We start from the raw sequence: 25231 nt of genomic DNA, 5'->3' as shown, positions 1-25231 counted from the left end.
CATCCGGAAATTTTGCTCTAAAAACAATGCCAGATTCTCTGGAGTGATGTTCCATGTCCACCAAAGGTTCCGACGTCGAGACATTGACGATCGAAGAAGCCGCCGCCGAGCTTGAGCGGCTGGCCAAGGAAATTGCGCATCACGATGCCCTCTATCACGGCAAGGACCAGCCGGAGATATCGGATGCGGATTACGACGCGCTGAAGCGCCGCAACGATGCGCTGGAGGCGCGGTTTCCCGAACTGGTCCGCGAGGACAGCCCGTCGCGGCAGATCGGCGCCGCTCCCTCCGTCACCTTCTCGCCGGTCGTTCATGCGCGGCCGATGCTGTCGCTCGACAATACGTTTTCGCAGGAAGACGTGCAGGATTTCGTCGCCGGCGTCTACCGCTTCCTCGGCCGCCTGCCGGACCAGTCGATCGCCTTTACCGCCGAGCCGAAGATCGACGGCCTTTCGATGTCGATCCGCTACGAGAAGGGCAGGCTGACGACGGCAGCCACGCGCGGCGACGGCACGACGGGGGAGAACGTCACCGCCAATATCAGGACCATTGCCGAGATACCGAACCAGTTGCCGAAGGGTGTCCCAGCGGTCGTCGAGGTCCGCGGCGAGGTCTATATGGCCAAGAGCGACTTCCTGGCGCTGAACCGGCAGATGGAGGCGGAGGGCAAGCAAACCTATGTCAATCCGCGCAACACCGCCGCCGGATCGCTGCGCCAGCTCGACGCCACGGTGACGGCGAGCCGCAAGCTGAAATTCTTCGCCTATGCCTGGGGCGAGATGTCGGAGATGCCGGAAGATACGCAATTGGGCATGGTGCAGATCTTCAAGGAATGGGGTTTCCCGGTGAACCCGCTGATGAAGCGGCTGAATTCGGTGGCCGACATCCTGGCCCATTACGATGAGATCGGTCTGAAGCGCCCTGATCTCGACTACGACATCGACGGCGTCGTCTACAAAGTCGACAGCCTCGAACTGCAGCAGCGGCTCGGCTTCCGCTCACGCAGCCCGCGCTGGGCGACGGCGCACAAATTCCCGGCCGAGCAGGCCTTCACCGAGGTCGAGAAGATCGAGATCCAGGTCGGCCGCACCGGGGCGCTGACGCCGGTGGCGCGGCTGAAGCCGATCACGGTCGGCGGCGTCGTCGTCACCAATGCAACGCTGCACAACGAGGATTACATCAAGGGCATCGGCAATAGCGGCGAGCGCATCCGGCCGGAGGAGCACGATATTCGCGAGGGCGACACCGTCATCGTCCAGCGCGCCGGCGATGTCATTCCGCAGATCCTCGACGTCGTGATGGAAAAGCGCCTGGCGGAGGCAAAGCCCTACAAATTCCCGAAGACATGTCCGGTCTGCGGTTCGCATGCGGTGCGCGAGGTCAACGAGAAAACAGGCAAGATGGATTCGGTGCGCCGCTGCACCGGCGGCTTCATCTGCCGGGCACAGGCGACGGAGCATCTGAAGCATTTCGTCTCGCGTAACGCCTTCGATATTGAGGGGCTCGGCTCGAAGCAGATCGACTTCTTCTTCGAAAACGAGGACCCGTCATTACAGATCCGCACGGCGCCTGAAATCTTCACGCTGGAGAGGCGCCAGCAATCGTCGCTGACCAAGCTGGAGAATATCGACGGCTTCGGCAAGGTCAGTGTCGGCAAGCTCTATGCGGCGATCAACGAACGGCGCAGCATCGCGCTTTACCGTTTCATCTATGCGCTCGGCATCCGCCATGTCGGAGAAACCACGGCGAAGCTGCTGGCGCGCTCCTACGGCACCTATGAGGCCTTTGCGACCGCGATGAAGGAGGCCGCGCCGCTTTCCGGCGATGCCTGGAACGATTTGAACGCTATCGAGGGCATCGGCGAGGTCGTGGCACGCGCGATGGTCGAGTTCTACAAGGAGCCGCGCAACGTCGAGGTAATCGGCCGTCTGCTGCAAGAGGTGACGCCCGTGGAGGCCGAGCAGCCGGTGACGGCGGGAAGCCCGGTCGCCGGCAAGACGGTGGTCTTCACCGGCTCGCTCGAAAAATTCACCCGCGACGAAGCAAAGGCGAGGGCGGAAAGCCTCGGCGCCAAGGTGGCGGGATCGGTGTCCAAGAAGACCGATATCGTCGTCGCCGGTCCGGGCGCCGGTTCCAAACTCGACAAGGCGCGCGAGCTCGGCGTCCAGACCATGGATGAGGACGAATGGCTGGCACTGATCGGCGGGTGAAGGCTGACGGCAAGCCGCCGGCCTCGCACGTTCACAGCCTGATCCGCGCCATCGTATAGGCGTCGACATATTGTCCCGCGCGATATCCGAAGGAACGCAGGAGCCCTTCCTTTTCGAAGCCGAACTTCTCATAAAGCCGGATGGCGGTGTTGTTGTCGGTGTAGACGGTCAGTTCCAGCCGCTTGATATCGAGCCAGTCGTCGGCGGCCACGACCATGGCGGCGAGCAGGATGCGGCCGAAGCCACGGCCGGTGAAATCGTCGTGCACGCCCATGCCGATGCTGGCGACGTGTTGCCGGCGGCCGCCGAGGCGGTTGAGGCCGCAATTGCCGACGATCCTGCCATCGACCGTGATCACGAGGTTCAGCGCGCCCGGCGATGGGTTTTCCATGTTCTTTCGAACCTCTTCGACCCGCTGGTACGGCGGCCGCAGCGTGCCGGCCCGATAACCCGGCAAATTGATGAGATCGGTGATCTCCTCGGCATCGGAAAGGCGGACGGCGCGCACAACGACGCCGTCCGGCAGGCGCGCTCGGTCGCGGGCTTCATTCTGTTCGCTTTCGGACATTGGATGCTCTCCTTCGGATTGAGGAGGAGAGCCGGATCTTTCGAAAACCCTGCTCGCCTCGGCAGGGTTTTCGGGATGATCGGACGGCTAGTGACGCACCATCGCTCTCCCGCACCCTTCAAGGGTCGTGGTGATATGATGCATGGCAAGGGCGAAGGATCCGATCATGCCAGGAGGTTTGTCCATTCGGGCTCCGATGTCAACAGGCCGGAATTTGCCTTCGCACGCGGCTATGATTATTCCGGTAGGCAGACGATTCGGATATTTCCCTTGAAGACCATCGCCATCGATTTCGAGACAGCCAACGAGCAGCGCGGCAGCGCCTGCTCGGTCGGGCTCGCCTGGATCGAGGAGGGCAGGGTGACGCGCGTTGAGGAGCGGCTCATTCGCCCCAGGGACATGCGCTTTTCCGGGATGAACATCGCAATCCACGGCATCCGGCCGGAAGATGTCGAGGATGCGCCGGAGTTTCCCGAAGTGATGGACGAGTTCTACGAGGATATCAGGGGCACGACGATGATCGCGCACAATGCCGCCTTCGATTTCAGCGTCTGGCGGGCGAGCCTCGATCTCTATCGGCAGTCCTATCCCGAACTCACCTATCTCTGCAGCCTGAAGATGGCGCAGCGGATCTGGCCGCATTTCCTCTCCCATCGGCTTAACCTGATTGCCGAGCATCTCGGCTTACGCTTCATGCACCACAACGCCGCCGAGGATGCCGCCGTCTGCGCGGCAGCGGCAATCGAGATGGCCAAGGCGGTCAAGGCGAAAGCCGTCGAGACGATCCCGGCACTGATCGGCATGACGCCCGGGCGGCTGACGGCGCGTGGCTATGTGCCTTGCACCTGCCGGAAGGCCTGAGTCATTTCTTGCAAAGCACGGGCGCGTGCCTATGTAAAATGCGCCAATTCAAAGCGATAGAGCGCTTTCAGCACGTCCCGTCGAACGTGCGGCGCTCCAGGGAGACGCCATGTCCAAGCCGCGCAATCTTTTTCTCGCCGCCTTCATCTTCGTCGCCCTTTCTGTTGGCGCCGTTTCGGCCGAAGTCGTCGGCAAGGTCGGCGTCGACTGGATCGGCAACGACATCATCGTCGAGGCGCTCTCCGATCCTCAGGTCAAGGGTGTCACCTGCCATGTCACCTATTTCGATCGCAGCCTCATCGACCGGTTCAAGAACGGCAATTGGTTCGAGGATCCGTCCAACAATTCCATCGCCTGCCGCCAGACCGGGCCGATCGAGATCGGCAATATCGATCTCTCCAAGGACGGCAGCGAGGTGTTTCGCCAGGGCATGTCGCTGATCTGGAAGACGTTGGTCGTCAACCGCATCTATGACAAGGCGAACGACACGCTGATCTACCTCGCCCATTCCCGAGAACTGACGGATGGTTCGGCGAAGATGTCGATTTCGACGATTCCGCTGTATGGGCAGAACGTGACCTGGAAGAACGGGAAGCCGCAATAAGGCGAGGGTGGCGTTCGATTTGGGCAGGGCGTTGGTTCCTCCTCGCCCTCTTTCCTGTGCCCGTCACAGGAATCCGGCGCGCCCAAGTCCTTGGGCGCAAGAGGCTCTTTTAGCTGCTGCAAGTGAGTCATTCACCGCGCGGACGCGCGGTGGCTGGATCTCTGTGACATCCCTCGGTCGCAGCCCGAGGACAGAGATGAGGCAGGAGAAGGTGTGCCACGCCGCTTGTAAAGATTGGCGGTAATCGGTCTTCTTCAAACAAAAAGGCCCGGATGAGCCGGGCCTTCCAACGTCACTGTGGAGAAATTTCAAGCTGCCTGGTTCAGCTCGTCCGCAATCACCGTGTCGAGGTTGAGGAAGCAGACCATGGTCTTTTCCAGTGCGACGATGCCGCGGCAGAAGGCGCGCTGGGCTTCCGGGATGATTTCCGGCGGCGGCTGCAGGTCTTCGCTCTTGATGGTCATCATGTCGGAAACCTGCTCGACCAGCAGGCCGACCAGCTTGCCGGCGATGTCGGTGACGATGATCGCGGAGCGCTCGGAAGGCTCGGTCATCTTCATGCCGAGGCGGCAGGCCATGTCGATGACCGGGATGACCGCGCCGCGCAGGTTGATGAGGCCCAGCACGTAGGGCGGAGTATGCGGCATCGGCGTCACCGGCGCCCAGCCGCGGATTTCGCGGATGGCCATGATGTCGATGCAGAATTCCTGATCACCCAGGTGGAACGATACGATTTCGAGATAAGCACCCGACTGCTTGATGGCATTGTTGTTCATGGTCAGAATTCTTCCCAGTTGTCCCCGGCGGGAGAAGCGATGACTTTGGCGGCAGAGCCGCCGTTGAATGCGCCCGCGACCTTGCCGATCAGGCTGCGCGCGGGAGAAGGTCTCGAATGCGAGGCGGCCGTTGCCTCTCGCGGCGTTTGCCGGGCGCTCATGCCCTCGCCGGTTTTGAACTGCTTGATCAGCTGCGTCAGGTTTTCCGCGTCGATGGCGAGCGTATGGCTTGCGGCGTTCGTCTCTTCCACCATGGCCGCGTTCTTCTGCGTGACCTGATCCATCTGGCTGATCGACGTGTTGATTTCGTTCAGTCCGACAGATTGTTCGCGCGCAGAGGTTACGATTGATTTAACATGTTCGTCGATGCGCAGAACATCTTCGCCGATCTGGCGAAGTGCTTCACCGGCGGCCGTCACCAGTTCGCCGCCGATCTTCACTTCCGCGCCGGATTTTCCGATCAGGGCCTTGATATCCTTGGCGGCGCCCGCCGCTCGGCCGGCGAGTTCGCGCACTTCCTGAGCTACGACGGCGAAACCCTTGCCGGCCTCGCCGGCGCGCGCCGCTTCGACGCCGGCGTTGAGCGCCAGCAGGTTCGTCTGGAAAGCGATTTCGTCGATGACGTTGATGATCTGGCCGATTTCGCGCGAAGCAGCTTCTATCCGTTCCATCGCGGCCATCGCATCGCCGACGACGATGTCCGATTTCGCGGTATTTTTCCGGGTATGGGTGACCATGTGGCCGACTTCTTCGGCGCGGCTGGTCGCGTTGCGGACGGTGGCGGTGATCTGGTCGAGCGCCGCCGACGTTTCTTCGAGCGACGCGGCCTGCTGCTCGGTGCGCTTGGCGAGATCGTCGGCTGCGGCGCGCATCTGGCGGCTGTTGGCTTCGATCGAGCTGCTGTTGAGGGCAATGTCGCTCATCGCCTTGCGCAGCGTCGCCGTCGTCTGGTTGAAATCCAGGCGCAGACGCTCCAGCTCCTCGCGGAACGGCTGGTCGATCGTAACGGTGACGTCGCCGCCCGACAGACGGGTGAGGCCGGCGCCGAGAGCGGCGACGGCGGCGTTCAGGGCCTCCGCGTCGGCAAGCTTGGCGGCTTCGCGGGCGCGGTGCTCGGCATCGCTGTGCTGCCGGTCGGTCTGGGTCTGGGCTTCAAGGTCGCGCTTTTCGATGGCGGCGAGGCGGAAGCTGTCAGCGGCGCGAGCCATTTCGCCGATTTCGTCACCGCGGGCCTTATCCGGGACCTCGCTGGCAAGATCGCCGCTCATGATGCGCTGCATGCTTTCCCGAACGGCGCCGATCCCGCGTCGGATCGAGCCGCCATGAACGTATTGCAGAACGCCCATGCTGAGGATGGCCAGGCCGCCAAGAACGATCTGCAGGATAAGGGCTTCGCGCGATACACCATTGGCGAGCTCGACATGCTGTTGCGCAAAGACCGTGCCGTCAGCCGCGAGCTTGTCGAGCGTCCTGCTCAACTCGTCGCCGGCACCGTCGATCGCGTCGTCGATCTTGTCGAACTCCGCCTCGGGCGCTCCCTGCTGAACCAGGGTGATGAGATCGCTCTGGATCGCCTTGCCCATTGCCGCGACGTCGGTGTCGTAGCTCTTCAGCAGGCTGTCGTCACGCATCTCTTCGGCAAGCAGGCGCATGTCCTTCGAGCCGCCGGAGAGGACGACGAGTGAATCGCCGATCAGCTGGATGCGCGCCGGCTCGACCACCTTGTCGTCCTTGTCGACGATAATGTCCATGGCGGCGAGCACCATCGTCAGGTTGGCAACCCGCATGGCGTCGATATGATTGACGCTCGTCTGGATCTCACCGGCGCGGCGCAGGGCGGCATCGACCCGCATATTCTCGTACCAGCCAACGCCGAGCATCGTCCCGAAACCGACGAAGGCTGCGCCACCGAGCGTCCAGAGCCGTTGGCTGACCGACAGGCTCTTGCGCACTGATGAATTCGTCATCAAAAGACCCCTCCACAAACCGTCCGGGTTTATGTTTTTCCTATCCTCATGCGGACGTCCGGGGTTTTCGCCACTCGGCAGACTTCATGTCAGAACGGCACGGCGGCCGACGCACTGCTAAATATAGATATGGCGGCTTAAGTCTTTCCTAACGATATGTATCTTCGGCTTGCTGGTTCTGCGCCTGGTCAAGCTCTTGGAAAAATGACGCTTTCGACTTTGACCCAGTGGTGGCGAGCGGCTTTTTCGGCGGGGATGGCCTTCCGTACTGAGACAATTAATCACGGGTCAGAAAACATATTCTTGAATTGCGTGCATCCGGTCGAGACTATAATCACGCGGAATGTAAGCGCGTCGCGATCTGTCCAGATTCGCTCCTCGCACTATTGCTACTTGTTTTTACGCATGTCGTTATCGCAAAATCGCTGCAAGCATTTCGCGCGACATGCTCGGGGGTGGGCGGCTGATATCCGCCCGGATCGAGGTTCATGCCAATGCAGACATTCCGTATCGTCATCTGGGTCGCCGTGCTGATCGTTGCCGGCGTTCTCGGCGCATCCACGCTCTATCTCAAGAAGTCTTCCGATGTCGTGGCGGAGGCGCCGTTCGGTGTGCCTTTCACCCTGGTCTCCCAGAGCGGACAGCCGATCACCGAGCAGGCGCTGCGCGGCAAGCCGACGGCGCTGTTCTTCGGCTTCACCCATTGCCCTGAGGTGTGTCCGACGACGCTGTTCGAGCTGAACGGATGGATGGAGAAGGTCGATCCCAAGGGTGACAAGCTGCAGGCCTATTTCGTGACCGTCGACCCCGAGCGCGACACGCCCGAGATCATGAACGAGTACGTCTCCAACGTGTCCAAGCGTATTACCGGAATTTCAGGCCCGCCGGAGAAGATCGCCGAGGTCATCAAGGGTTTCCGCGTCTACGCCAAGAAGGTGCCGGTCGACGAGAAGGATCCGAAGGGCGATTATACGATGGATCACACGGCCTCCGTTTTCCTGCTCGATTCGGCCGGGCGTTTTTCCGGAACGATCGCCTATGGCGAAAACCCGGACACGGCGATAAAGAAGCTGGAGAATCTCGTCAGCAAGGGGTGACGGCTTGAGCGTGATCGGGCGCTGGCCCGACCGATGGCGGGCAGTGGAAACGGGAAAGACCGCCTATCGTGAGTGAAATCCGCCTTTACGTATCGACGACCGAGAGCAAGGCCGAACAGATTCTCGACCTTCTGAGCGAGGTCTTCGGCGAAGAAGACTTCGCCATCGGCACCACTGAGGTCGATGAGACGAGGGATATCTGGGAAGCCTCCGTCTACATGATGGCCGAGGACGAGGCGCAGGTGCGCTCCCGCGTCGAGACAGCGCTGCTAAGCGCCTTTCCCGACGCTCAGCTGTTGCGGGAGGTCATCCCCGACGTCGATTGGGTGGTGAAATCGCTGGAAGGACTGAAGCCTGTCAGGGCAGGGCGCTTTCTGGTGCATGGCTCGCATGACCGCGACAAGGTCCGTCCCGGCGACATCGCCATCGAGATCGATGCCGGCCAGGCCTTCGGCACAGGCCATCACGGTACGACGGCCGGCTGCCTCGAAGTGATCGATCGTGTGATGCGATCCCGCCGCGTCCGCAACGCACTCGATCTCGGCACCGGCAGCGGTGTGCTGGCGATTGCGGTGCGCAAGCTCAAGAACATACCGGTACTCGCCACCGACATCGACCCGATCGCGACGCGGGTGGCGGCCGAAAACGTTCGCCGCAACGGCATCGCCTCGGGCATCGTCGCAAGAACCGCGCCAGGCTTTCACTCGACTGCTTTTTCCGAGCATGGTCCCTTTGACCTCATTATCGCCAACATCCTCGCCCGGCCGCTGATCCGCATGGCGCCTCAGCTTGCCGCCCATCTTGCGCCGGGTGGTTCGGTGATCTTGTCGGGGATTTTGGCCGCGCAGCGATGGAAGGTGATTGCCGCCTATAGCGGTGCGAGGCTCCGGCACGTCAGGACGATCTGGCGGAATGGCTGGGTGACGATCCATTTTGATCGGCCTTGACGGGGGATTTGGGCCTGGCGGTGCGGCTTGCTCCCTCTTCGCCCCAGCGGGGAGAAGGAGATGCAAATGGCCACCTGATCACCTTTCCTGATTTCCCGAAACAACAAAAAAAGGCGGCGCCAGTGGCACCGCCTTGGACCGGTCTATCCGGTCAATGCCCGCGAGCTCGAAGGAGGAGGAGCGCTCGAGCGGGCTCTACTGCATTCCAATAGGCCGGTCCGGGAGGGAGGAGACGGACGGGCTTTCAGGCTTAGAACGCGTAGCTTGTGGCGCCCTGGTGGCGCGTGACGCGCTGGCCGGCGCCGAGCAGCTTGAGGCTGTCCTCGTTCTGCGGGCGGCGAGCGCCGATCACGTGACGCACGGTCTGGCGTTCGCCAGCCTGCACCGGGCTGCTGTATGCGAAGCGCGAGAGAGAGGCGGTCATTTCAAAAAATCCTTTGATTGCTGGTTCGTCTGAACCGTTCGATGGCGCTTATATAGCTATTCTGAAATGCCGAGGCAGAGGGTTTTGCTCATGGGAGCCATGCGGCCAATGCATAAAGCGTGCCAAATTAACCTTTGCCGTCACAGTTCTGTCAAAATGCTGAGCGGGGTCAACGGTTTCGACTCGTTTGTCGCTTTTTCTCCCCATCGATTGAAATTTCGCTAACATGGCGGCCATCCCATTAATCGGATTCGTCTCAACCATTTGGGTTTTCAGCATGTACCAGTCCTTTGACGTCACCTCCACGCCGCATTTCGGCAGGGATCGGGTATCGGCACTGCGCGCGACTTTCGATTCGCTCGGCATCGATGCCTTTCTCGTGCCGCGCGCCGATGAATTCAACGGCGAATATGTTCCAGCATGCTCGGAGCGGCTGGCATGGCTGACCGGCTTCACCGGTTCGGCAGGCGTTGCTCTCATCCTGCGTGCACAGGCGATCGTCTTCGTCGACGGGCGCTATGTGACGCAGCTTGCCGAACAGGTTGACGGTTCGGTCTTTTCCGGCGGCGATCTCGTCAACGAGCCGCCGCATGTCTGGCTTGGCGCGAACGGCGCCAAGGGTCTGAGGCTCGGTATCGACCCCTGGCTGCATTCCGGCGCCGAGGTTCGCCGTCTGGAAAGGGCGCTTGCGCAGATCGGCGGAACGCTGACCTTCTTGCCGCACAATCCGCTCGACAGGCTCTGGAGCGACCGGCCGGCCGAGCCGCTAGGCACTGTCACCATCCAGAATGTCGCCCAGGCCGGAGTGCTGGCGAGCGACAAGATCGCGACGATCGCCGCCAATCTTTCGAAGAAGGAACTCGCCGCGGTGCTGATCGCCGATCCCTCGTCGGTCGCCTGGATCTTCAACATCCGTGGCGCCGACGTGCCGCACACGCCGCATCCGCTGGCGCGCGCCATCATCCTTGCCGACGGGCGGGCAGAGCTCTTCCTTGACAAGCGCAAGACCGGCATCGAAGCGGAGGCCTATCTTGGGCAGATATGCACCCAACTGCCGCCCTCGGCGCTGGAAGAGCGGCTCGCCGCTGTTTCCCGGGATGGCGGCCGCGTGCTGATCGATCCCGATATCGCTTCCTATGCGCTCGCCGAGATCATTCGCAAGGCGGGTGGAGAGGCAGTCGAAGGTATCGACCCCGCCAAGTTGCCCCGGGCGGTGAAGAATGATGTCGAGATCAATGGCTCGGCCGCCGCGCATCTTCAGGATGGGGCGGCGATGGTGGAATTCCTTTATTGGCTATCGCAGGAGAAACCCGGCTCGGTGAGCGAGATCACCGCCGCCGAACGGCTCGAAGCGGCGCGCGCGCGCGTCGGCCAAAGCATGCAGAATCCGCTGAAGGACATTTCCTTCGATACTATATCAGGCGCCGGCGAGCACGCGGCGATCATGCATTACCGGGTGACAACCGAGACCAACCGGATGATCGAGGCCGGCGAACTCTTCCTGATCGATTCCGGCGCGCAATATATCAACGGCACGACCGACATTACCCGCACCGTCGGCATCGGGGCGGTTTCGGAGGAGCATCGCCGCTTCTTCACGCTGGTGCTGAAGGGGATGATCCAGATCAGCACGGCGCGCTTCCCTAAGGGGACACGCGGCTGCGACCTCGATCCGCTGGCCCGCATCGCGCTGTGGCGGGCAGGGGCCGATTTCGCCCATGGCACGGGCCATGGTGTCGGCTCCTATCTCTCGGTGCATGAGGGGCCGCAGCGCATCTCCAGGCTTTCGACGCAGGAGCTGCTGCCGGGCATGATCCTTTCGAACGAGCCGGGTTATTACCGGCCGGGCAGCTTCGGCATCCGCATCGAGAACCTGATCTATGTGCGCGGCGCCGAAGAGATCGAGGGTGGCGACATGGCCATGCTCGGCTTCGAAACGCTGACCTTCTGCCCGATCGACCGCAGCCTCGTCATCCCCGAGCTTCTGACCCATGACGAGTTGCGCTGGTTCAACGATTATCACCGCCGCACGCGCGAGGCGCTGATGCCGCTGATCCACGATCACGACGTCAGGGCGTGGCTCGAAAACGCCACGCTGCCCTTGGAATATCAGAATAGTGGCGTCTGAACGCCGGCGTTAAACGCCGGCACTATGGCGCCAGATCATCACGATCATCCAGGCGGCGACCAGCATCCATGTATGAGTGAAACGCAGGCCGACGAAGAGGGCGACGGCGAGCGCCAGCTTCGAATCCCAACCGCCGATGAAGAAGGCAGGTGCGACCAGTGTCGTCAGCACGGCGGCCGGCACGGCATTCAGCGCCGCCTCCATGCGCGGCGGAATGCTCTTCATCCGCGTGATGAGAATGTAGCCCCCGATGCGTGTGGCGAAGGTCGCGGCCGCGGCGGCGAGGATGACGAGCGCCATGTGAAGATCGAATTCCATGACTCAGACCTCGTGCACTTCGGATTGAAGGGCGTCGGCTTGGAGATCCGGCGCCTGGCGCGGCAGCGGCAGCAGCGCGGCAAGCACGATGCCGACTGCCGCACCGAGGCTCACATGCCAGGGCGAGCCGACATAACGATAAGCGAGGACGGAAGCCACCGCGCTGACGAGTGCGACGAGCAGGAAATTGTCGCGCTTGCGGAAGCCGAGAACGATGCCGAGGAAATAGGCCGGCAGCAGGATATCGAGGCCGATCGCCTTGGGATCGCCGATGAAGCCGCCGAGCAGACCGCCGGCGACGCTGATCAGCACCCAGGGAATGTAGATGATGATGCCGAAGCCCAAATACCAGCCGAAGGTCAGCGGTTTGCCGGCCTCGCTGCGCTTCACCGCTTCGGCAAATTGCGGGTCGACAAGCAGGAAGAAGGTGAAGAATTTTTGCAACGGCGTGAAATGGCCGATATAGCGGGCGAGTGCCGCCGAGTAGAGCACGTGGCGAAAATTGACGGCGAGGATCGACAGCACGATCAGCCAGGCGTGGACATTGTGGCCGAAGAGCTCGATGCCGACCATCTGGCTGGCGCCGGCATAGACGGTGGCGCTCATGAAGGCGGCTTCGGAAAGCGACATGCCGTTTTCGACGGCGAGCGCTCCGAACAGCGCGCCGAACGGCGCCGACGCCAGCGCAACGGCGGAGCCGCCCCGCAAACCTTCAATAAAGTCGGCGCGATTCATGTGGATGATCCTGTTGGAAATTCCGTTTTCCCTTATGGTCTGCGATCTGCAACGGCAATTGAATTTCGTTGATTGATCAATCGATTTCGCTGAAGCATCGACGTGCTGAAGGCAACCGGCGGAGAGGTGCCCATGAAGAAGATCGAATTTTCCAGGGACGCGAAAGCGGCGATCGTCTCGCGCATCCGCCGCTATTTCGAAACGGAGCTCGATCAGCCGATCGGCGCTCTGCCGGCCGAGTTTCTGCTCGACTTCTTCGCCGAAGAGATCGGCGCTCACTACTACAATCAGGGTCTTCGCGATGCGCATACCGCCCTTTTGAAGAAGATGGAGGACCTCGCCGAGGATATCTATCTGCTCGAGTGCGACGAGAAGAACCGCGCCGAGGGCGCGTGAGCGCCCCGGCTTACCCCTCGCGCTTCATCCGCTCCCGGCGCGCCAGTTCGGCCTGCGAGGGCTCCTGCATCGCGAAGCTGCCGGGTTTGACCTCGCCGGCGCGCTCGTAGACGCTCATGATGACGCCCGTCGTCGATACTGAGTTGGCTGTAAGCCTCAGCGCTTCCGGTGTGGCACCCGTGCCGAACAGCCGCTTGCCGGGGCCGAGGATGAGCGGGAAGGTCAGGAGCCGGAGTTCGTCGATCAGGTCGTGCGCCAGCAGGGTTTGCAGCAGGCCGCTGCTGCCCTGCGTCAGCAGGATGGGGCCGTCCTCCTGCTTCAGCCGGGCGATTTGCGCGGTGACATCGCCCCGCAGCGGAACGGAATTTTCCCAGGTGAACGGCTCTTGCGATGTGGTCGCGACATATTTGGTCGCGGCATTGAAGGCCTTTCCGATGGGGTCGTCTTGGCCGACGAAGGGCCAGTGAGCGGCGAAAATCTCGTAGGTCTTGCGGCCAAGCAGCAGAGCGAAGGGATCGGTAAAGATCCCATTCACGAACCCGCCCATCGCCTCGTCCCAGTAATTGACGGTCCAGCCGCCGAGGTTGAAGCCGCCGGTCGGATCTTCCTCAGGCCCGCCGGGAGCCTGCATAACGCCGTCGAGGCTCACGAAGGCCGCAGTTACAAGCTTTCTCATCTCTCAACTCCCATGGTTGGTCGGTTCAGAAGCAAGGACGGATCGATATAAGCCGAACCGACATGGACGCATCACTCCGGCGAGGGTATTTCACCTTAACGTCAAATTATCGGGGCGCCGCTATGGTCACTGCATTTTTCGATGACCGGGTTGCTTCCGTTGGCTGTTATTGTCTCTAAAATCGATGAACCTCGATCAACAACGCTCGGCAAGACGTTGATCTATTTGGTGTGGTTTGCGCTGGCATCCGCGCTTTGCTGGTCGGAAACCGTGTGGCGCGACGAGGTTCGCGCCTTGTCGCTCGCCCTGCAGGGAGAGAGTTTCATCGATATGCTTCGCCAGATGCATGGTGAAGGTCATCCGGCTCTCTGGTATATCCTGTTGCGTGCCGGTCATCTTGTCGTCGGCTCACCCGTCGTCCTGAAAATCGTCGCGCTGACGATCGCGGCCGCCTCGGCCTACCTTCTTGTTTTCAGGCTTGAACTGCCGCGCTCGATCATGCTGCTGTCGTTGTTCAGCAGCTTCTCGGTTTTCGACTACGCCGCGATGTCGCGAAATTACGGCATCAGCATGCTTTTGGTCTTCCTTATCGTCCTGAGCTGGGAGAGGGGAATACGCAACGGCAGAGTACTCGGCCTGTTGTTCGCCTTGCTGGCAAATACCAACGTCCACTCGGTCGTGCTGGTCAGCGGCTTTCTTGCCTATTGGTTTTTCGATCTGGTCCTGGCGCGTTCAAGACCTTCCCTGGCTGCATATCGGGCCTTTGCGACAGCCGCAGCCATTGCCGCGGTCGGCGTTGTCCTGTGCGTCATGACGGTCTATCCCACCTTCAACGATGCCGGGCAGAACGATCTCGCAGGCAAGAATTTCGCCCCGCTTGTCCTTTATGCCTTTGCCGGGGCGACTTCCTATTTCATGGAGTTCTACCCTGACGGCATCCTTCGGCTGGCCGTGGCCGATCCATCGCTTGCTCGGGTTTTCGTCTCGCTGATGGCGGTGCTTATCTATGGCAGTCTGCTTGGGCTAGCCAACCGGCGACCGGCGATGTTGGCGGCCGCATCGGTTCTCCTGGGGTTTTCGCTGCTTTTTACGCTCGTCTATCCAGGGAGCTACAGACATCAGGCCCTATGGCTGGTCTTCATGATCGGCATGTTTGCGTTGAACAGGCGCTGCCGATCCGCAGCCGCGGGCATTGCCGGTGCCGAGTCAGTCGGCGGCGTGGTCAAGATCGGGCGTTTGTGCTTCATGATGTTGCTGGCGCTGCAGGTCGCCGCCGGTATCGAAAAGGTCCATCAGTTCCTGTTCACCGACATACCGTTTAGCCGAGCCCGGGATCTCGGGTCGTTCATTCAATCGCGCCCGGATCTCAAGGATGCGATCATCATGGCGGATCCCGATTATCTCGTGGAACCCTTGCCCTATTACATCCCCAATCGCACCTATCTTCTTCGGGAGCAGCGGTTCGGCGCGATCGTGCGGTATACCCGCAACGCGCGGCTTTCGCTCAGCCTTGCCGACATCCTGCAGACGGCGCGGCAACTGCAGCAGAGCGAGCACGTGCCGATCGTCATCCTTCTCTCCCAGCGGCTTGACCGAATTGCCGCGCCCGTCTCATTGCACGAAAGTTACAGTTGGCAGCTGTCTCTTACGCCGGAGGAGATTTTCGCATTCCTGAGCTCAACGACCCTCGTCAAGCGCTTCGGCTCCGTTGCCGGCAGCGATGAGACATTCGATGCCTATTTATTGAAATAGGAGATCGGCGGTTTCATTCGCGCAAGGCATCCGCGCTGTTGATCACGGCGATACCATGCGCCCGCATCTCGTCGATGGCAGCGGCGACGCCTTCGGGGGTGATGCCGCGGCTTGCGTCCTCGATGAAGCGCACGCGCACGCCCGGCATCATCTCCAACGCGTCGAGCACAGAGAACTTGACGCAGTAATCGGTCGCCAGCCCGCAGACGTCGAGATCGGTCACACCCTGATCTTCGAGGAAATCGGAGAGGCCGGTCGAAGCGTCGCGGTCATTGTCGCGGAAGGCCGAATAGCTGTCGATGCCGGGGTCTTCGCCTTTCTGCTGGATCAGGTCGATTTCTTCGGATTTGAGCTCCGGATGCAGTTCGGCGTCAAGCGTGCCCTGGATGCAGTGGTCGGGCCACATCATCTGCGGTTTGCCGGACAGTTCGCCCATTTCGAAGGGGACGGCACCCGGATGTGCGGAGGCGAAGCTGCCGTGACCGGGCGGGTGCCAGTCCTGGGAGGCGACGATCAGGTCGTATTTGCCGCTGTCAATCAGCCTGTTTACGATGGGAACGACCTTGTCGCCGTCCGGCACCGGCAGGTTCCCCCCCGGACAGAAGCCGTTCTGGATATCGACGAGCAGCAGCGCTTTCATCAAGGCCAATCCCTTCGCGTTATGGCAATGCAAAATGCCAAATGCACCGAATGCATCAACTAGTGAATTTCCGGGGGGCGGCATGCAAGTGTTAATTCTGTCACTGACGGTGGTAATCGGTCGAAAGAGAATGTGATAATGCAATCAGTGCTAGATTTTCTGGCGACGTGACGGCCGCCGCAAAAGGTCTTGCTCAAGGCCGCGAATTCTGCCTTTCTTGCCTCAGCAGCAAGCCGGAACCAAAACCATGTCCGAGCCCCATCCGGAGGAAAAGATCGATGCGACTTTCCGCAACGGATCGCTGACGGCGACCGGGATCATTCTCGGTTTCTCGCTCAATTTCATCAGCCTCTGGGTGTCCAATCCCAATGACTGGAGCCGCGTCGATCTGCTGCCGATGTCGTTCCTGACCGTCGGCATCGCCATTCAGGTGAAAGTATTTGCCGATCTTTTGGCGCGAGACTCGCTGCTCGCCGCCAAATACGACCGGGCGCGCCGGCTGTTCCTGATCGGATTGTCGATCGTCGCCGTCGGAATGGGGATCGCCCTGCTGAACGACATCCTCGGGCTCAGCAGTATGCGGATGTTCGGGTGACTGCCCCAGGTTTCGTCGTGCGATCAGACGCGCTCGACGAAACCGTCCAGCACCCGCTTCTGCCCCGCACGGTCGAAGTCGATCGTCAGCTTGTTGCCTTCGATGCCGGTAATGTTGCCATTGCCAAATTTCATGTGGAATACGCGATCGCCGAGGGTGAAGCGCGACGGCTCCGACGAGGTCGACTTTGCGACCAGTTCGCCCTCGATCGTGCGTCCCTTCGGACCGCTTTCGCCATAGCCGATGCGCTCGACGGCGTGGCCGGAACGGGTGCCCCAGTTGTCGCGCGTGGCGTCGGTCCTGTTGGCCTGGGCGCGTTTCCAGCCTGGCGTGGAATAGGAGTTGGCAAAGGGTTCGGCCTTGTCGAAGCGTGACTGGCCATAGCCACCGCGGCCGTAACCGCCGTAGCTCTGCTCCATCTCGGCGACCTCGACATGGGTTTCCGGCAGTTCGTCGAGGAAACGCGAGGGTAGCGTCGATTGCCAGAGGCCGTGGATGCGGCGATTGGAGACGAACCAGATATGGCAGCGGCGCTTGGCACGGGTGATGCCGACATAGGCGAGCCGTCGTTCTTCCTCAAGACCGGCACGGCCGCTCTCATCCAGCGAGCGCTGGTGCGGAAAGAGGCCTTCCTCCCATCCCGGCAGAAAGACGGTATCGAATTCCAGGCCCTTGGCCGAATGCAGCGTCATGATCGAGACGGCGTCGAGGTTCTCGTTGGTCTCTGCATCCATGACGAGCGAGACGTGCTCGAGGAAGCCGCGCATCGACTCGAAGCTGTCCATCGAGCGGATCAGTTCCTTCAGGTTTTCGAGGCGGCCGGGCGCTTCGGCGCTCTTGTCGTTCTTCCACATATCCGTATAGCCGGACTCTTCGAGTATCTGCTCGGCAAGCTCGGTATGCGGTGTGTTTTCAAGCAGTTCCTGCCATCGGCGGAAAGATTGAATCACGTCGAAGAGGGCTTTACGCGCCTTCGGCTTCAGCTCGTCGGTCTCGATCATGTCGGCCGCTGCCGCCAGCATCGGGATGTCGCGGGCCCGCGCATAGTCGTGCAGGGCGCGCACCGTCGTGTCGCCGAGGCCGCGCTTCGGCGTATTGATGATGCGCTCGAAGGCGAGGTCGTCGGCCGGCTGCGCGACCAGGCGGAAATAGGCCATGGCATCGCGGATTTCGAGGCGCTCGTAGAAGCGTGGGCCGCCGATGACGCGGTAGTTGAGGCCGAGGGTGACGAAGCGGTCTTCGAATTCGCGCATCTGGAAGGAGGCGCGCACAAGGATCGCCATGTCGTTCAGCAGATGCTTGTTGCGCTGGAGCTGCTCGATCTCCTCGCCGATGGCGCGGGCTTCCTCCTCCGAATCCCAGGAGGCGTGGACCTGCACCTTGACGTCGTCGGGATCGGCGCGTTCGGTGAACAGCGTCTTGCCGAGGCGGCCTTCATTGTGGGCGATCAGATGGGCGGCGGTTCCGAGGATATGTTCGGTCGAGCGGTAATTGCGTTCGAGCTTGATCACCTTGGCGCCGGGGAAATCCTTCTCGAAGCGCAGGATATTGTCGACCTCCGCGCCACGCCAGCCGTAGATGGACTGGTCGTCGTCGCCGACGCAGCAGACATTCTGCGGCTCGCCCTTGCTGCGCTGGGCAAGCAGCCTCAGCCACATATATTGGGCGGTGTTGGTATCCTGATATTCATCGACGAGAATGTAGCGGAAGCGGCCGTGATATTCCTTCAGGAGGTCCGGATTCTTGCGGAAGATCGCGATCGGATGCATCAGCAGGTCGCCGAAATCGCAGGCATTCAGCGTCGACAGGCGCGCCTGGTAGGCGAAATAGAGATCGCGGCCGCGGCCATTGGCAAAGGCGCGGGCGTCGCCTTCGGGAATATCGGCTGGGCCGAGGCCCTTGTTCTTCCAGGTGTCGATCATGCCGGCGAACTGCTTGGCCGGCCAGCGTTTGTCGTCGAGACCCTCGGCCTGGATCAGCTGCTTGATCAGACGGACGACGTCGTCGGTGTCGAGAATGGTGAAGTCGGAGCTGAGGCCGACGAGCTCGGCGTGGCGGCGCAGAAGCTTGACGCCGATAGAATGGAAGGTGCCGAGCCAGGGCATGCCTTCGACGGCGCCGCCGACGAGCAGCGCGATGCGTTCCTTCATCTCGCGCGCTGCCTTGTTGGTGAAGGTGACGGCGAGGATCTGCGAGGGGAAGGCGCGGCCGCTATTGAGGATATGGGCGATGCGCGTGGTCAGCACCCGCGTCTTGCCGGTGCCGGCGCCGGCAAGGACGAGAACCGGACCTTCCAGGGTTTCCACGGCTTCCGTCTGTTCGGGATTAAGGCCGGCGAGGTAATCCGGTCGCTTGCCGCCGTCGCGCGCCGCCATGGCTCGGGCGGCGATCCCGCCGGCCGCCCTTCCGACCGGTGCGGCAGGCAGCTGTGGCTTGCGCGCCATCTCGCCCGGCTCTTCGTCGAAGAAGGGAATATCGTCGAAACTGTTGCTCATGGCGCGTAATGTAGTGATTCGGGAGGGAAAGACCAGAAAAGATGTTCTGCTTTCATTCCCGAACCACCGCAATTGCGGACCGATGCCGGCGGCAGGGCCGCCGCTGGGTGTGGCTGCGATCGTCGTACGGCCGAGCAGCGAAAAAATCCGAGCCACCCTGTCGGAACCGATGCCGGCGAGACGTCCTCGGGGCATCGGACAGGAGTCCGGCAACCCTCGTCAACAGGAGGCTGTTCATGCCGAAGGTCGTTTCAAATCTCTGGTTCGCGGAGCAAGCGCGCGAAGCCGTCGAATTCTACGTATCGGTCATTCCGGATTCCAGCATCGGCCGCACCACCATATTGCCGGCGGAAACGCCGAGCGGGCCTCCGGGCAGCGTCGAAATGATCGAATTCACGCTCGGCGATCAAGCCTTCCTGGCGATGAAGGCCGGCCCGCTCGACAGCTTCAATCATTCCTTCTCGGTTGCCATTCTGCTCGACAGCCAGGCCGAGATCGATCGGATCTGGGATGCGTTTCTCGCCAATGGCGGCACGCCTGAAGCCTGCGGCTGGCTCAAGGACCGCTGGGGCCTTTCCTGGCAGATCGTGCCGCGGGCGCTTTCCGAGATGGTCGCAGACAGCGATCGAGAGCGGGCCAAGCGCGTCACCGAGGTGATGCTCGGCATGGTCAAGATTGATCTTGCTGCGCTGGAGAGGGCGTTCAACGGCTGAGGCCGGCGGAGGCACGATTGCGAATCGGGGCGCGTGATCGCCACGCGCCACTTTCCCCTGGAATTTACCGAATTTACTGGCGGCGCATCGGCATCCGCCCGATCTAAGCTGCCCTTATCGGCTGCCGATCGCTGTTTTTCCGCATTCTCGAATCACGGGCGCCATTGCACACCTTTTTGACAATCATGTCACGTCGCTAAATGTGCTGATATCGCAATGCCCCTTTTTTCAACTATTATACAAACAGTTTCGTAGAGTAAAAAAATACCGGTGCATGCAATTTTTTGTGCATTGCCACAAACAGCCGGTAGGCGTCGAATATACCTACGAAACTATTGATTCTTAGGAACGCCGTGGCCATCTCGATGGTTATACGGCTTAGAGCCTGCGGCATAACCTTAATGGAGGTCCCATGCTGAGTGAATCCGTATTCGATGCGTTCACGCGCAGTTATGAAGCGCGCCGCGAGACCGACATGTCGGTTTCGGAATATCTCGATCTCTGCAAAAAAGAACCGATCGCCTTTGCGAATGCGACGGAGCGCCTGCTTGCAGCGATCGGCGAACCGCAGATGGTCGACACCGCCAAAGACACGCGCCTCGGCCGGATCTTCATGAACAGGACCATCCGCGTCTATCCGGCCTTTGCCGGCTTTCACGGCATGGAAGAGACCATCGAACGCATCGTTTCCTTCTTCCGCCACGCGGCGCAGGGGCTCGAAGAGCGCAAGCAAATTCTCTATCTCCTCGGCCCGGTGGGCGGCGGCAAGTCGTCGCTGGCGGAGCGGCTGAAGCAGCTGATGGAGGTTCATCCGATCTACGTGCTGAAGGCGGGCGACGAGATCAGTCCCGTGTTTGAAAGCCCGCTCAACCTGTTCGATCCTGAGACAATGGGCTCGCTCCTCCAGGAGCAGTACGGCATCCCCCTCCGGCGGCTGAACGGGCTGATGAGCCCATGGTGCCTGAAGCGGCTCGACGATTTCGGCGGCGATATTTCCCGATTCCGCGTCGTCAGAATACAGCCTTCGCGGCTGCGCCAGATCGCAATTGCCAAAACCGAGCCTGGAGACGAGAACAATCAGGACATCTCGTCGCTGGTCGGCAAGGTCGACATCCGCAAGCTGGAAACCTACTCCCAGAACGATCCCGATGCCTACAGCTATTCGGGCGGGCTCAACCGCGCCAACCAGGGCATTCTCGAATTCGTCGAGATGTTCAAGGCGCCGATCAAGATGCTGCATCCGCTGCTGACGGCGACGCAGGAGGGCAACTATATCGGCTCCGAAAATATCGGCGCCATACCCTTCTCCGGCATCGTCCTTGCGCATTCGAACGAGGCGGAGTGGCAGACCTTCAAGGCCAACAAGAACAACGAGGCCTTTATCGATCGTATCTGCGTCATCAAGGTGCCTTATTGCCTGCGGGTGACGGAAGAACAAAAGATCTACGAAAAGCTGATCGAGGGATCGGAACTGGCGGATGCACCATGCGCCCCGGCAACGCTCGAAATGCTGGCTCGTTTTTCCGTGCTTTCGCGCCTGCGCAAGCATGAGAACTCGACCTTCTTCTCGAAGATGCGCACCTATGACGGCGAAAGCCTGAAGGAAAGCGATCCGCGTGCCCGCAGCGTCCAAGAATACCGGGATGCTGCCGGCATCGACGAAGGCATGGACGGGATATCGACCCGCTTCGCCTTCAAGGTGCTCGCCTCCACCTTCAATCACGACACCACGGATATCGGCGCCGATCCCGTTCACCTGATGTATGTGCTGGAACAGGCGATCCGTCGCGAGCAATTTTCCGACGATGTCGAGAAGCGCTATCTGGAATTCATCAAGGCCGATCTTGCGCCGCGCTACGCAGAGTTCATTGGCAACGAGATTCAGAAGGCTTATCTTGAATCCTATGCGGACTACGGACAGAACCTGTTCGACCGCTACGTAGATTATGCCGATGCCTGGATCGAAGATGTGGACTTCAAGGATCCCGATACCGGCCAGCTTCTCGACCGCGAGCTCCTCAATCAGGAACTGACGAAAATCGAAAAGCCGGCCGGAATTGCCAATCCGAAGGATTTCCGCAACGAAATTGTCAAGTTCTCGTTGCGATCGCGGGCAGCCAACGGCGGAAAGAATCCGTCCTGGACGAGCTACGAGAAGATCCGGGAAGTCATCGAGAAGCGCATGTTCTCGCAGGTCGAAGATCTTTTGCCGGTCATTTCCTTCGGATCGAAGAAGGATTCGGAGACAGAAAAGAAGCATAGCGAATTCGTCTCGCGCATGGCCGCGCGAGGTTACACCGAGAGGCAGGTTCGACGCCTTGTGGAATGGTACATGCGCGTCAAACAGGCAAGTTAATGCGGAGCCATTATGCACATTGTCGACCGGCGGCTGAATCCGCGCGGTAAAAGTCTGGAAAATCGGCAGCGGTTCCTTCGACGCATGAAGGGCGCCGTGCAGCAGGCGGTCAAACGCTCTCTGCAAAACCGCAACATTCGCGATGTGCTCGACGGCGGGGAGATTAGCCTGCCGATCGATGGAATGGCCGAACCGAGCCTGCGCAGGGGCGAGGGCGGCATCAGCGATCATATCCTGCCCGGCAACCGGGCCTTCGTTGAAGGTGATATTCTGCCACGTCCGCCCGGCGGCCGAGGTGGAAAACCAAAGAACGCGGGCGAGGGCGACGGTGAGGACGGCTTCCGTTTCGTGCTGACGCGGGAGGAATTCCTCGATGTGTTCCTTGACGATCTTGAACTGCCCGATCTCGCAAAGCGGCGTCTAGCCGAAACCGAGGAGGAAACGCCAATCCGGGCCGGCTATTCGGTTTCGGGATCGCCCTCCAACATCGCCGTCGGCCGCACGACGAAGCTTGCGATGATGCGCCGTGTCGCGCTTGGCCGTCCGCGGCGCGAGGAAATGGAAGCACTGCAGCGGCAGATTGAGGAATGCGAGGACGACGAGAGCCGTCTGGCGCTTGAGGCAAAGCTCAAATCGCTGAGGGAAAAAAGCCGGCGCATTCCCTATATCGATCCGCTCGACGTGCGATATCGCCGCTTCGAAAACGAGCCGAAGCCTGTGGCAAAAGCGGTAATGTTCTGCCTGATGGACGTCTCGGGCTCCATGTCGGAGCACATGAAGGATCTGGCGAAGCGGTTCTATCTGCTGCTCTATCTTTTCCTGTCGAAACGCTACAAGAAAGTGGAAATCGTCTTCATCCGTCATACCGACAGGGCCGAGGAAGTCGACGAGGAAACCTTCTTCTACGGGCCCGCGACGGGCGGCACGCTTGTTTCCAGCGCCCTCGCGGCGATGCGGGCGATTATCGCGGCGCGCTTCGATCCGGCCGAGTGGAATATCTACGGCGCCCAGGCCTCGGACGGCGACAACGCCCATTCCGACGGAAACCTGACCGGGCACTTGCTGCGCGAGATTCTGCCGTTGTGCCAGTATTTTGCCTATATTGAGGTGGGCGAGGAAGGCGGCGATTCTTCCATATCGCGGTCACCGCTCTGGATGCTCTATGACGGGATCCGTTCCGAAGCGCTGCCGCTTTCGATGCGCAAGGTCTGCCGGCGAGGCGAGATATTCCCTGTTTTCCACGATCTCTTCCAGAAACGTGAGGCACAGGCGAGGGTGACGCCATGACCATGACGGTGAGGCCGAGAGACCGGCTTTTGTTCGAGGGTGCCGACTGGGACTTCGCAACGCTGCAGCGCATTCACGATGCCTGCGAGGCGATTGCGCTCGGCGAACTCGGCCTCGACGTCTATCCGAACCAGATCGAGGTCATCACCTCGGAGCAGATGCTGGATGCTTATTCTTCAACCGGCATGCCGCTCTTTTACCGCCATTGGTCCTTCGGAAAACACTTCGCGCATCACGAAACATTCTACCGCCGCGGGATGCGCGACCTTGCCTATGAGATCGTCATCAACAGTTCCCCCTGCATCTCCTATCTGATGGAAGAGAACACGGCGACGATGCAGACGCTCGTCACCGCCCATGCCGCCTTCGGCCATAATCACTTCTTCAAGAACAACTATCTCTTCAAGCTCTGGACCGATGCCGAGGGAATTCTCGATTACCTCGATTTCGCAAAGGGTTATATCACGCGCTGCGAAGAACGGTATGGCGAGATGGCGGTCGAGCGGACGCTCGATGCCGCGCATGCGCTGATGTCGCACGGAGTGCATCGATACGCAGGCAAGACTGCGACCGATCTTCGCCAGGAGGAGAAGCGGCAGCAGGAGCGCCGCGCCCACGAAGAGCAGATGTTCAACGACCTGTGGCGTACGGTTCCCGTCGGCAAGGCGAAGAAGGCAGGTGACATCGGCTTGGAAAAGCGCCGCGCCGCGCTCGGCCTGCCTCAAGACAATATCCTGTATTTTCTTGAGAAATCTGCGCCGCGATTGCAGCCTTGGCAGCGCGAGATTCTTCGGATCGTGCGCCATGTCGCGCAATACTTCCATCCCCAGCGGCAGACGAAGGTCATGAATGAGGGAACCGCAACCTTCGTCCACTACCGGATCATGAATCGGCTTCACGAGCGGGGGCAGATCAGTGATGGAAACTTCCTCGAATTTCTGAAGTCGCACGCCAATGTCGTCTTCCAGCCAAGCTATGACGACCGGCGGTTTTCGGGTTTCAATCCCTATGCGCTTGGTTTTGCGATGATGCAGGATATCGAGAGGATCGTCACGAAGCCGACGGACGAGGACCGCGCATGGTTCCCAGACATCGCCGGCCGCGGCGATGCAATGGCGGTGCTACGCGACGTCTGGGCCAATTACCGCGACGAGAGTTTCATCAGCCAGTTCCTGAGCCCGAACCTCATCCGGCAATTGCGGCTGTTCCATCTCTACGACGATCCAGAACAGACCGAGGGTGTGCTGGTTTCGGCGATCCACAATGAGCGGGGCTACCTGCGCATCCGCCGCCAGCTCTCCCGCGAATATGATATCGGTTGGACCGATCCGGCCATCGATATCGTCGATGTCGACCTCGCCGGCGATCGCCGGCTGCTGCTGCAGCATATCGTCATGAACGGCTGCTATCTTCAGGAGAACGACACGAAGCTCGTGCTGCAACATCTCGCCGATCTCTGGGGCTACGACGTCTTGCTCCAGGAAATCGACAGTTCGAGCACCGTCGCCAAGGAACATACGGCGAGCCCGCGCAAGATCGTTCAATAATCTGTGGGCATGGGAGATTGCCCCTGGTGCGGTCGCGACCACGGCGATCTTCGTTGCTCGCGAGAAAACGGGTGCGCGTATTTAACAGCTTTCAAGGGGGCGGGGACGGGGCGAGCGCAAGTCGGCAAACCTTTCGTGT

Annotated in this window: 22 protein-coding genes; 13 read left to right on the top strand and 9 right to left on the bottom strand. The window is 60.8% G+C overall.

The window, feature by feature from the left end:
* Positions 1 to 53 precede the first annotated feature (53 nt).
* Positions 54 to 2210, top strand: coding sequence for an NAD-dependent DNA ligase LigA (gene ligA / locus J2J99_RS14940; protein WP_168296817.1), 2157 nt, complete (start codon positions 54 to 56; stop codon positions 2208 to 2210).
* Between the two features lie 31 nt (positions 2211 to 2241).
* Here the strand turns inward: ligA and J2J99_RS14935 are convergent, their stop codons facing one another.
* Positions 2242 to 2778 carry a GNAT family N-acetyltransferase gene (locus J2J99_RS14935; RefSeq protein ID WP_168296818.1) on the bottom strand — a complete coding sequence of 179 codons (537 nt, stop codon included), beginning with the start codon at positions 2776 to 2778 and terminating at the stop codon, positions 2242 to 2244.
* A gap of 270 nt (positions 2779 to 3048) precedes the next feature.
* Here J2J99_RS14935 and J2J99_RS14930 point away from each other — a divergent pair, with 270 nt between their 5' ends.
* Positions 3049 to 3639, top strand: coding sequence for a 3'-5' exonuclease (locus tag J2J99_RS14930; RefSeq protein WP_168296819.1), 591 nt, complete (start codon positions 3049 to 3051; stop codon positions 3637 to 3639).
* 109 nt (positions 3640 to 3748) lie between these two features.
* Complete coding sequence (locus tag J2J99_RS14925) at positions 3749 to 4243, top strand: CreA family protein (RefSeq protein ID WP_168296820.1); 495 nt, start codon at positions 3749 to 3751, stop codon at positions 4241 to 4243.
* A gap of 308 nt (positions 4244 to 4551) precedes the next feature.
* Here J2J99_RS14925 and J2J99_RS14920 read toward each other — a convergent pair whose 3' ends face one another.
* Entirely contained in the window at positions 4552 to 5019 is a 468-nt protein-coding gene (locus J2J99_RS14920; protein ID WP_004668786.1) for a chemotaxis protein CheW, read from the bottom strand.
* Positions 5020 to 5021: 2 nt separating this feature from the next.
* The gene (locus J2J99_RS14915) at positions 5022 to 6986 is read right to left on the bottom strand and encodes a methyl-accepting chemotaxis protein (RefSeq protein ID WP_168296821.1); all 1965 of its coding nucleotides are present in this window, start codon (positions 6984 to 6986) and stop codon (positions 5022 to 5024) included.
* Positions 6987 to 7480: 494 nt separating this feature from the next.
* Here J2J99_RS14915 and J2J99_RS14910 point away from each other — a divergent pair, with 494 nt between their 5' ends.
* Positions 7481 to 8083 (top strand): SCO family protein, encoded by a 603-nt coding sequence (locus tag J2J99_RS14910; protein ID WP_168296857.1) that lies wholly within the window; start codon positions 7481 to 7483, stop codon positions 8081 to 8083.
* 68 nt (positions 8084 to 8151) lie between these two features.
* Positions 8152 to 9030, top strand: coding sequence for a 50S ribosomal protein L11 methyltransferase (locus J2J99_RS14905; protein ID WP_168296822.1), 879 nt, complete (start codon positions 8152 to 8154; stop codon positions 9028 to 9030).
* A 250-nt stretch (positions 9031 to 9280) separates the two neighbouring features.
* On the opposite strand, the gene J2J99_RS14900 is transcribed toward J2J99_RS14905, so the two are convergent.
* A complete protein-coding gene (locus tag J2J99_RS14900; RefSeq protein WP_009996123.1) occupies positions 9281 to 9454 on the bottom strand; it encodes a hypothetical protein in 174 nt (57 codons plus the stop codon).
* Between the two features lie 277 nt (positions 9455 to 9731).
* Here J2J99_RS14900 and J2J99_RS14895 point away from each other — a divergent pair, with 277 nt between their 5' ends.
* The gene (locus J2J99_RS14895; RefSeq protein WP_168296823.1) at positions 9732 to 11582 is read left to right on the top strand and encodes an aminopeptidase P family protein; all 1851 of its coding nucleotides are present in this window, start codon (positions 9732 to 9734) and stop codon (positions 11580 to 11582) included.
* Positions 11583 to 11591: 9 nt separating this feature from the next.
* On the opposite strand, the gene J2J99_RS14890 is transcribed toward J2J99_RS14895, so the two are convergent.
* Together J2J99_RS14890 and J2J99_RS14885 are read right to left on the bottom strand one after the other, a co-directional pair.
* Positions 11592 to 11900 carry an AzlD family protein gene (locus J2J99_RS14890; RefSeq protein ID WP_168296824.1) on the bottom strand — a complete coding sequence of 103 codons (309 nt, stop codon included), beginning with the start codon at positions 11898 to 11900 and terminating at the stop codon, positions 11592 to 11594.
* Between the two features lie 3 nt (positions 11901 to 11903).
* Positions 11904 to 12635 carry an AzlC family ABC transporter permease gene (locus tag J2J99_RS14885; RefSeq protein ID WP_168296825.1) on the bottom strand — a complete coding sequence of 244 codons (732 nt, stop codon included), beginning with the start codon at positions 12633 to 12635 and terminating at the stop codon, positions 11904 to 11906.
* Between the two features lie 132 nt (positions 12636 to 12767).
* Here J2J99_RS14885 and J2J99_RS14880 point away from each other — a divergent pair, with 132 nt between their 5' ends.
* Positions 12768 to 13031: a DUF2164 domain-containing protein gene (locus tag J2J99_RS14880; protein WP_168296826.1), complete on the top strand. Its 264-nt coding sequence runs from the start codon at positions 12768 to 12770 to the stop codon at positions 13029 to 13031.
* Positions 13032 to 13041: 10 nt separating this feature from the next.
* On the opposite strand, the gene J2J99_RS14875 is transcribed toward J2J99_RS14880, so the two are convergent.
* The gene (locus tag J2J99_RS14875) at positions 13042 to 13707 is read right to left on the bottom strand and encodes a dihydrofolate reductase family protein (RefSeq protein ID WP_168296827.1); all 666 of its coding nucleotides are present in this window, start codon (positions 13705 to 13707) and stop codon (positions 13042 to 13044) included.
* Positions 13708 to 13866: 159 nt separating this feature from the next.
* Here J2J99_RS14875 and J2J99_RS14870 point away from each other — a divergent pair, with 159 nt between their 5' ends.
* Positions 13867 to 15459, top strand: coding sequence for a hypothetical protein (locus tag J2J99_RS14870; RefSeq protein ID WP_168296858.1), 1593 nt, complete (start codon positions 13867 to 13869; stop codon positions 15457 to 15459).
* A 13-nt stretch (positions 15460 to 15472) separates the two neighbouring features.
* Here J2J99_RS14870 and pncA read toward each other — a convergent pair whose 3' ends face one another.
* On the bottom strand, positions 15473 to 16099 hold the full coding sequence (gene pncA, locus J2J99_RS14865; protein ID WP_205918822.1) for a bifunctional nicotinamidase/pyrazinamidase: 627 nt from the start codon (positions 16097 to 16099) through the stop codon (positions 15473 to 15475).
* A gap of 247 nt (positions 16100 to 16346) precedes the next feature.
* Here pncA and J2J99_RS14860 point away from each other — a divergent pair, with 247 nt between their 5' ends.
* Entirely contained in the window at positions 16347 to 16694 is a 348-nt protein-coding gene (locus tag J2J99_RS14860; protein WP_168296829.1) for a hypothetical protein, read from the top strand.
* Between the two features lie 23 nt (positions 16695 to 16717).
* On the opposite strand, the gene J2J99_RS14855 is transcribed toward J2J99_RS14860, so the two are convergent.
* Positions 16718 to 19189, bottom strand: coding sequence for an ATP-dependent helicase (locus J2J99_RS14855; protein ID WP_168296859.1), 2472 nt, complete (start codon positions 19187 to 19189; stop codon positions 16718 to 16720).
* Between the two features lie 236 nt (positions 19190 to 19425).
* Between J2J99_RS14855 and J2J99_RS14850 the strand changes: the two genes are divergently transcribed.
* The 4 genes from J2J99_RS14850 (at position 19426) to J2J99_RS14835 (ending at position 25092) form a co-directional block, all read left to right on the top strand.
* Positions 19426 to 19902 (top strand): VOC family protein, encoded by a 477-nt coding sequence (locus J2J99_RS14850; protein ID WP_168296830.1) that lies wholly within the window; start codon positions 19426 to 19428, stop codon positions 19900 to 19902.
* 412 nt (positions 19903 to 20314) lie between these two features.
* Positions 20315 to 22258, top strand: a complete 1944-nt coding sequence (locus tag J2J99_RS14845; protein ID WP_168296831.1) for a PrkA family serine protein kinase — start codon at positions 20315 to 20317, stop codon at positions 22256 to 22258.
* A gap of 12 nt (positions 22259 to 22270) precedes the next feature.
* A complete protein-coding gene (locus tag J2J99_RS14840; RefSeq protein ID WP_168296832.1) occupies positions 22271 to 23545 on the top strand; it encodes a YeaH/YhbH family protein in 1275 nt (424 codons plus the stop codon).
* Positions 23542 to 25092 carry a SpoVR family protein gene (locus tag J2J99_RS14835; protein WP_168296833.1) on the top strand — a complete coding sequence of 517 codons (1551 nt, stop codon included), beginning with the start codon at positions 23542 to 23544 and terminating at the stop codon, positions 25090 to 25092. The genes J2J99_RS14840 and J2J99_RS14835 overlap by 4 nt, the downstream gene beginning before the upstream one ends.
* Positions 25093 to 25231: the final 139 nt, after the last annotated feature.

Source organism: Rhizobium binae, from assembly GCF_017357225.1.
Taxonomy (GTDB): domain Bacteria; phylum Pseudomonadota; class Alphaproteobacteria; order Rhizobiales; family Rhizobiaceae; genus Rhizobium; species Rhizobium binae.
This window is presented reverse-complemented; position numbering and strand designations above follow the sequence as displayed.

What these genes read in the sequence shown, in the direction of transcription:
- ligA (WP_168296817.1), top strand. Translation starts at nt 54, where the DNA reads ATGTCCACCAAAGGTTCCGACGTCGAGACATTGACGATCGAAGAAGCC.
- J2J99_RS14935 (WP_168296818.1), bottom strand. Translation starts at nt 2,778, where the DNA reads ATGTCCGAAAGCGAACAGAATGAAGCCCGCGACCGAGCGCGCCTGCCG.
- J2J99_RS14925 (WP_168296820.1), top strand. Translation starts at nt 3,749, where the DNA reads ATGTCCAAGCCGCGCAATCTTTTTCTCGCCGCCTTCATCTTCGTCGCC.
- J2J99_RS14920 (WP_004668786.1), bottom strand. Translation starts at nt 5,019, where the DNA reads ATGAACAACAATGCCATCAAGCAGTCGGGTGCTTATCTCGAAATCGTA.
- J2J99_RS14915 (WP_168296821.1), bottom strand. Translation starts at nt 6,986, where the DNA reads ATGACGAATTCATCAGTGCGCAAGAGCCTGTCGGTCAGCCAACGGCTC.
- J2J99_RS14910 (WP_168296857.1), top strand. Translation starts at nt 7,481, where the DNA reads ATGCAGACATTCCGTATCGTCATCTGGGTCGCCGTGCTGATCGTTGCC.
- J2J99_RS14900 (WP_009996123.1), bottom strand. Translation starts at nt 9,454, where the DNA reads ATGACCGCCTCTCTCTCGCGCTTCGCATACAGCAGCCCGGTGCAGGCT.
- J2J99_RS14895 (WP_168296823.1), top strand. Translation starts at nt 9,732, where the DNA reads ATGTACCAGTCCTTTGACGTCACCTCCACGCCGCATTTCGGCAGGGAT.
- J2J99_RS14890 (WP_168296824.1), bottom strand. Translation starts at nt 11,900, where the DNA reads ATGGAATTCGATCTTCACATGGCGCTCGTCATCCTCGCCGCCGCGGCC.
- J2J99_RS14885 (WP_168296825.1), bottom strand. Translation starts at nt 12,635, where the DNA reads ATGAATCGCGCCGACTTTATTGAAGGTTTGCGGGGCGGCTCCGCCGTT.
- J2J99_RS14880 (WP_168296826.1), top strand. Translation starts at nt 12,768, where the DNA reads ATGAAGAAGATCGAATTTTCCAGGGACGCGAAAGCGGCGATCGTCTCG.
- J2J99_RS14875 (WP_168296827.1), bottom strand. Translation starts at nt 13,707, where the DNA reads ATGAGAAAGCTTGTAACTGCGGCCTTCGTGAGCCTCGACGGCGTTATG.
- pncA (WP_205918822.1), bottom strand. Translation starts at nt 16,099, where the DNA reads ATGAAAGCGCTGCTGCTCGTCGATATCCAGAACGGCTTCTGTCCGGGG.
- J2J99_RS14860 (WP_168296829.1), top strand. Translation starts at nt 16,347, where the DNA reads ATGTCCGAGCCCCATCCGGAGGAAAAGATCGATGCGACTTTCCGCAAC.
- J2J99_RS14855 (WP_168296859.1), bottom strand. Translation starts at nt 19,189, where the DNA reads ATGAGCAACAGTTTCGACGATATTCCCTTCTTCGACGAAGAGCCGGGC.
- J2J99_RS14850 (WP_168296830.1), top strand. Translation starts at nt 19,426, where the DNA reads ATGCCGAAGGTCGTTTCAAATCTCTGGTTCGCGGAGCAAGCGCGCGAA.
- J2J99_RS14845 (WP_168296831.1), top strand. Translation starts at nt 20,315, where the DNA reads ATGCTGAGTGAATCCGTATTCGATGCGTTCACGCGCAGTTATGAAGCG.
- J2J99_RS14840 (WP_168296832.1), top strand. Translation starts at nt 22,271, where the DNA reads ATGCACATTGTCGACCGGCGGCTGAATCCGCGCGGTAAAAGTCTGGAA.
- J2J99_RS14835 (WP_168296833.1), top strand. Translation starts at nt 23,542, where the DNA reads ATGACCATGACGGTGAGGCCGAGAGACCGGCTTTTGTTCGAGGGTGCC.